Raw genomic sequence first — 6,850 nt, forward strand, 5'->3', positions numbered from 1 at the left:
CGCACTCCCCGGCATGTACCGCGGCCCTGTCACGGTAGACCGCGGGCCCGCGAAGCACATGAGTCCACCGTCTGATGCCACCACGCCGACGTACGACCGCAGGAGGAGTCCCGCTACCTTCCGCGGTCGCAAAGCAGCCGTTCAACTGGCGTGCTCGATTGCGACTCCGGTTGCACACGATGGCGCCCCTGGACCGATGTGGCAGCGCGTACCCCGCGCCGAGGATGGCCGAGTGACCGAGATCATCACGGGACTGCAAATGTCCCCCTTGGAAATCCTTGCCTTGCTGGGTGCCGCCGCGCTGGTAGTAGCGCGCTGGCTTCCTTCCGCTGCCCGCCCACGCGTCACGATCGCGGCGGGGGCGGTTCTCGTGCCGTCCGCGATCGTGCTCTGTGTGGTGGGGATCCGCTGGCAGATGCTGCCAGTACTGGCAGGCGCCGCCCTCGCGTTGCCGTTCGCTGTCTCTCCTGTGATTCGACGGCGTACCGGCCGGCCGGCCTGGCGGGCCCGATGGTGGCTGGCGTTGCCGGGATCGGCGGCCTGCATCGGCCTGATCGCCACGGGCCCATCGGCCGCCTGGGCCTTTCCCATACCCGTGTTCCCCGAACCGTCCGGCCACTTCGCGGTCGGCACCCGCGTGATGCAGTGGACCGACCCGAACCGCCCCGAGACCGCCACTGCCGACCCGCACGACCGGCGCACAGTCGTGGTCCAGCTCTGGTACCCCGCACACAAGAGCCCCGCAGGCTCGCAGCGGGCCCAGTACCTCGGCCGCACAGAGCAAGAGGCGCACACCGTCTCCGACGCCCTCGCACGCTATGCCGGCCTCCCCGCCTTCCTGGTCGACGGCGTCCCGCGTGCCCACACCCATGCGGTCTTCAACGCCCCGGTGGCCGACAAGGGCGGACGGTTCCCCATCGTGCTGTTCTCTCCCGGGCTGGGCGGAGTACGCACCCAGAACACCGCCTGGGCGGAGGAACTGGCCAGCAACGGCTATGTGGTCGCCGCCCTCGACCACCCATACGACTCCGCCGCCGTTGTCCTCGCCGACAGCCGAACGATCAACACCAAGATCGTCTCCACCGGCAACGACGACAAAGACAACAAACGAGCCGCCGAAACAACGGCAATTCGGGCCGCGGACCTCAGCTTCACCCTCACTCAGCTGGGCCGTCTGGACCGAGGTCAGATCGACAACCCGCTGACCGGACGCCTGAACACCGGCCGGGCCGCGGTGACCGGCCACTCCCTAGGTGGCAGCGCCGCCCTGCAAGCAGCCCGCCAGGACCGCCGGTTCGACGCCATCATCAATCTGGACGGCTACCCCCGCGACTCCAATCTGCGCCCCTACCACCAGCCGGCGCTCGCGCTCACCCAAACCATCACCCCCAAAACCGACCCGCGATACATCCCCCGCCTCACCAAGGTCCTCAAGCTCAGCACCGCGACGAGCTACCGGCTCACCATCCCCGGCGCCGCACACCTCACTTTCACGGACGCCCCCCTGTACCTGCCGCCTGTGCCCTCGATGGTCGGATCCCTGGGCCGCACCGAGAGCCCACACATCGTCGCCGCAACCACTCTCGCCTTCCTGGACACCACCCTGCGACACAAACCCGGCAATCTGGCCGCCGCTCTGTCGGCCTACGGCAACCTCAGCCTCTACCACCCGGACAACAGCCACTGATCCGCTGCGCCGCGGCACGCCTGTTCCCCTTCCCAGCCAAAGGGCAGCCCGCGGCGCCGCCCCAGTCGCGGACCAGCGAGGCCGATCTATACCGTGCGCGAAGTACCAGTCGATCTGCCGGGAGGCTGATATGACACCGTGCCGTCGAACTCGCAGACCTTGATTACTAGTTTGATCAACCCGTCGAGTGTCGTCGGTGCCAGGATGGCCGCGTCCCTCGCCCACTGGTACTCGGACGGCGCGGTCGTAGACCTCGAGTCGACGAACGGACTCCACGTAGATGTCGATGTCCGAGAGGCTCGCGCGGCGCACCAAGAGGAACCGCTCTTTACCGACCGGCGAGCTCACCGGGACGCGCTCAACCTGGGGCGACGGGTCGCGGTCGGGTCAGGGATGGCCTGCTTCCTTCACGGATGTCGGGCCGCAGGTAGGCACCCTGAGCCTCGCGGCCGCCCAGCGTCACGGCGTCACGGCGTGCCCGCACGGTGACGCCCCGGCTGCACACTGCGGACGAGCTACGTCATCAACTCGATGTGCGGATGCTCGGGCTGTGCCGGGCAGACGAACAGGTGCTGCCGGTAGCCGCTGCCTATCTGGACACCGGTCGCGTTGAAGCCGCGGTGGCCGGGGTACGGTCCAGCACCTGGGTGGGGGTGCGGAGACCAGCTGTTGCCGCCGTCGTCCCCTTTCTCGAACGTGGCGATGGTCATCAGGACCTCCATGCGTGTGCCGCACGCGGAGCAGGGCTGCGGGCTGGGGTCGGTGGAGTTCCAGGCGGGCCAGCCGCCGACCTTCCAGCCGGGTGCGTTGGACAGCACCCAGTCGTAGTACGTGTCCGGGTCCAGGTCTTCCTGTGCTGCCTGCGGCACATTCCACTGCTTGAGCTGCTCTCGGAGTTCTTCGCTCAGCTCCAGATGGTCGGGGTACTCGGTGATCTGCTCCGGTTCGAGCACGCACGGTTGCGGTAGATAGCCGTCGAACTGCACTGCGGGCGGCTCGGGGGGCGCATCGAGAATGTCGGTGACGGCGGCTGCCGAACGCCAGAAGAGCAGGGTCCTGGGCATGATCGGGTGATCGAAGGGGCACCACAGAACCTGCAGCAGGTCCTTGCCCTGCGGCGGGCTCAGATCGGGCACATCCCTTGCGTACAGCTGCGCGACGGGCAGCATCGCTATGGGGCCGTCGTACGCCTGGACCGCCAGCCTCACCGGATACGTCTGCGGGGGTCGGATCCGCTCGAGCGTCTGCCGTTCCTCCGCAGTCATCTCCCGGCCGTGCGAGGCGGCGAAGATCCGTCGTTCCAGCCGCAGATCCGCCGGGGACTGGGCTGGGTTGATGCCATCCACCTCATGCGGTTCCTCGCAGTGCGGCCACGGCTCCTCGGCGGGCCACAGCAGCGGCCCGCCGATCGAGCTGTCGTGCCACGTCGGCGCCCCAGGGCGGGGGTGCAGACGGGTCGCCGTGCGGGCCAGCGGAGCCAGTTGGGGAAAGACCGCGGCAACATCGATCGGCCGTGGCGGAGTGACAGGAGTGACATTCATGGCCGCAATCTTGCCAACCGCCTCTGACAACGGCCCTCGTGACCGACACACGAGCGCCCCGTGGGGGACGCCGATGCAGGAAAGGGCCCGGGTGCTGCCGAACGTCGAAGGCCGATCTGTACGCGGCGATCCGCCGTGACGCGAAGGCTTGTCTGTCCAGCCGTGCTCTTCAGCGCACGTACGGCGTCGGGTTCCTGACCGTGCACACGGCGTTTACGTCGGCCTGGCCAGAGCCGCAGAGCTCAAAGCGCGATCGGTCGGTACGCCAGAGCCTCATCGACGATCTGCTGCGCAGACGCACCCTGAAGGTCGTCCGAGGGGTGGAAGACCAGGTCACTCACCCGGGGATGCGACACGTTCGCCTCCAGGAGCCGCCGGTAGTAGTTGCTCTCCGGGGCGGCCGTCAGGAGTCTGCGAACGATCTCCACAAGCTCGTCCCGGGTGATGTCCGCAACCCTTGGACGAGCCGGCCTGGCCGCCTCCCGCGCGAACTCCTCCAGGCTCCTGCTTGCGTCGTATTCAGCGAAGTCGAGTGCCACATAGTCGTGCCCCGTCATCGCATTGAAGGCCGCGATCGCCTCCCCCGCCACCTCCGGGCGGGTTTCCAGCAGGCCAGCGATCCGCTCCACCTCGGCACACAGCTCGTCCAGCCGCTGCCGACTCACGGGCGGGGGCAACAACTCCGGTCTCAGGTCCACAGCCAAATTATGTCCGTCGGCTCCCACACATCCGAGCCGAGCCCGCTGATTGCTGCCAGTTCTCGGTTCTGACACAGATCTTGGTGAGCGGTAGCGGAGAATCATCGCGGTGTTCGAGGATGGGAGCGTCCTGGCTCGTCCAGTCGAGAGGTGTACTCAGCGAAGCCAGTTGCTTTGGCTGGCGCGGCCCGTCTTTCAGCCGTTCGAATGTTCCCGGTGCAGGTGCTCAGAGCGGGACTGGAGGATGTCCAGGGCCTCGTGGATCGAGCAGCCGAGGTGGTCTCGGAACAGCTTGATGGCCTTGATGGTCATGCCGCTGAGGATCTCTTTGTCCGCGAAGGAGAGCGGGCCGGCCGTCCAGGGGGCGGACGCGGGATCTCCAGCGGGCCAGTCGATGTCGGTCAGGGTGACGAGCAGGCGGCCGTCCGAGAGCGCCACCGCCACGTCCATGCCGCGGGCCGTCTTCTCCGTGAAGGCGACGGGCGCAGTATGGTCCAGGAGGAAGACGAAGTGCTGGGCTATGCGCTGCCGCCACTCATCGAGCTCGCCGTCGCCGTCCAGGCGCAGGTTGGAGTTCCAGGCTGCCTGGGCGAGAACCGATACGAACAGCCCGAGGAAGTCCAATTTCAGCAGGTCGTCCGCGTGCTCGATCAGGATCGCGAGGTCCTGGTTCCCGTGGCCGGGACCGTGCCAGTCGTGAAGGCAGTCCACGAGTGCGTCCCAGTTGTGGCCGAAGGAGCCGAGGAACGACAGCTCCTGGGCGAAGGTGCGGAAGACGGACGCCGGATCCCGCATTTCCCGGCCGTCCAGCCGCAGGACCAGACCGTTTCGCTGCCTGAGCGCGGCCGTTTCCGACGCCAGCCATGGGTCGGCCGGGGAGGTGAACACGACCCATGGGGAGCGGTGTTCCGTCAGAGTGGGCTTGGTCATCATGGGTGAGATCCTTGCACGGCATTTGCTCGGATCCCGAGCGATTGAAGGAGGGAAGATCGTGCTCAACGAGCACCCTCCGCCCAGGTCAGGAAGTTGACGATGACCATCTTCGATGCGAACGGGCAGCGGGCGCGTTGAGCTTCGGCCCGTCCCTGTGCGCAGGTTCCTCCGTGCGACTGCGCAGGCCGCCCGGAGGGGACGGGTTCGGCCCTTGCGCAGCTGCTGTGCAAGGCCGGTTTCACTACTGGTTCTGCGCGTGGTGGCGAGTGAGGGCCTGCCAGCGCCGTTCGAAGTCGTCGACCTGGTCGGCGATGTGCGCGGTGGTGATGGGCCGGTTGTGCTGCGCGGTGATTCCCTGCGCAGCGCACTCCTGCGCAACGGCGTCCAGCGAGGGTGTCTGGCTGCGTACCCGTTGCTCGGCCCACAGGTGGTAGATCCGGAACGGCAGGAGGTAGCGGCGCAGGTTGCCGGCGCTGACCGGCTTGCCGCCGCGGCCGCGCAGGCCCTTCTCGTCGGCGAGGTAGCGGGACAGCTCCGCAGCCTCCGCCGTCGAAGACGAAGGTTCCTCACTGCGCTGCGCCTGCTGCTCCGCCCACGCCAGGTAGTAGCGGTCCACGGTGGAGAGGCCGGCGGCTTCTTCGGTCGACGGGTACTCGTTCGGCGGCGGGGCATTGATGGCGGCGCTGACCCGAGGGCCTCGCTGGTCCGTGGCTGCCTGTGCGCCTGCGCCGGCGGGCGCGGACTCGGTCGTCTCCTCGTCGCCCGGCGCCAGCGCGTCGGCGTGCGGCTCACGGGAGGCGTCGGCTGGGCCTTCTGCTTGCCGGGCCGTCGCGGTGACCTCGAGCTGCTGGAAGTCCTCGACGAAGGCCTGAAGGTCGGCGCCCGTGAGGGCGCGGCCACCGGGGCCGGCGATCTGGTCCCGCTCGTAGACGTACGCGGCCAGGGCGCCGGCATCCGGGTAGGCGCCGTGTTCCTGCGCATACGCAAACCACGAGTTATAGAAGTAGTCGTACCAGGACAGTTCGTCGTCCGCCTTCTGCTGCGCGGCGATGGGCTCGGGTGTCGGGCCGTAGCGCTGGCTGAGGACCTGGAGCAGGGGCTGCAGTTGGGCGTCGGTGAGGAGTCCGCCGGCGGCGGTGGTGATGCCGTGGTCCTGGAGCCAGTACGCGAACTGGGCTGCGGACGGCGCGGTCTGGAAGTTCGCGATCCACGCCTGGTAGGCCGCGGCGAAGCCCTCGGCCTCGTCCGTCCGCTCTACCTCGGGTGCCTCTCCCGTCCCCCTGAGCGGGGCTTGATCCGTGGTCCGTGGTGCCTCACTGCTCAACTCGACCGGTTCGCCCTCGGTGTCTGCCGTGGGCTCGAGGGCGGGATCCTCAGCGGGTGTCGGAGCGGGTGCCCGTTCAACAGCGAAGGTGAACTCGATCGGCGGCTCCACGATGCCGGCAGCAGCGAGACCGGCAGGAGCCGTCTCGGCGAGCGGGACCCCGTAGCGGGCCAGCCGCAGCGGCATCAGGGCCTCGACGGGTGCCTTGCGGCGCCAGGCGCGGCCGAACCGGGAGCGGAGACTGGCCTGGTAGACCAGGCGCTCCTGCTCCAGCTTGATCACCTGCTCGTAGGAGCGCAGCTCCCACAGCTTCATGCGCCGCCACAGCAGGAACGTCGGCCCCGGGGACAGCAGCCAGCGGATCAGGCGGACACCCTCCATGTGTTGGTCCGCGGTGATGTCGGCGATCCGGCCGATCGCGTGCCGGGCTGCCTCCACCGAGACCACGAACAGGATCGGGATCACCGCGTGCATGCCGACGCCGAGCGGGTCCGGCCACGCGGCCGCGCCGTTGAAGGCGATCGTCGCCGCCGTCAAAAGCCACGCCGTCTGGCGCAGCAGCGGGAACGGGATCCGGATCCACGTCAACAACAGGTCCAGGGCCAGCAGGACGCAGATACCCGCATCGATGCCGACCGGGAAGACGTAGGAGAAGGTCCCGAAGCCC

General features: G+C 68.3%; 5 protein-coding genes. 1 reads left to right on the plus strand and 4 read right to left on the minus strand.

The features are described from left to right. The first annotated feature begins 196 nt into the window (after positions 1-196). A complete protein-coding gene (locus QF037_RS50770) occupies positions 197-1,687 on the plus strand; it encodes an alpha/beta hydrolase family protein (RefSeq protein ID WP_307038449.1) in 1,491 nt (496 codons plus the stop codon). Between the two features lie 515 nt (positions 1,688-2,202). Here QF037_RS50770 and QF037_RS50775 read toward each other — a convergent pair. From QF037_RS50775 to QF037_RS50790, 4 genes are all read right to left on the minus strand, one after another. Continuing rightward, positions 2,203-3,228, minus strand: a complete 1,026-nt coding sequence (locus QF037_RS50775) for a hypothetical protein (protein WP_307038451.1) — start codon at positions 3,226-3,228, stop codon at positions 2,203-2,205. A 242-nt stretch (positions 3,229-3,470) separates the two neighbouring features. Further along, the gene (locus QF037_RS50780; RefSeq protein WP_307038453.1) at positions 3,471-3,926 is read right to left on the minus strand and encodes a hypothetical protein; all 456 of its coding nucleotides are present in this window, start codon (positions 3,924-3,926) and stop codon (positions 3,471-3,473) included. Positions 3,927-4,121: 195 nt separating this feature from the next. After that, the gene (locus QF037_RS50785) at positions 4,122-4,856 is read right to left on the minus strand and encodes a barstar family protein (protein WP_307038455.1); all 735 of its coding nucleotides are present in this window, start codon (positions 4,854-4,856) and stop codon (positions 4,122-4,124) included. A 244-nt stretch (positions 4,857-5,100) separates the two neighbouring features. Continuing rightward, positions 5,101-6,850, minus strand: a 1,750-nt coding sequence (locus QF037_RS50790; RefSeq protein ID WP_307038457.1) for a DUF2637 domain-containing protein, incomplete at its 5' end; no start/stop codon positions are given.

This window comes from Streptomyces canus, from assembly GCF_030815415.1.
GTDB lineage: Bacteria > Actinomycetota > Actinomycetes > Streptomycetales > Streptomycetaceae > Streptomyces > Streptomyces canus_F.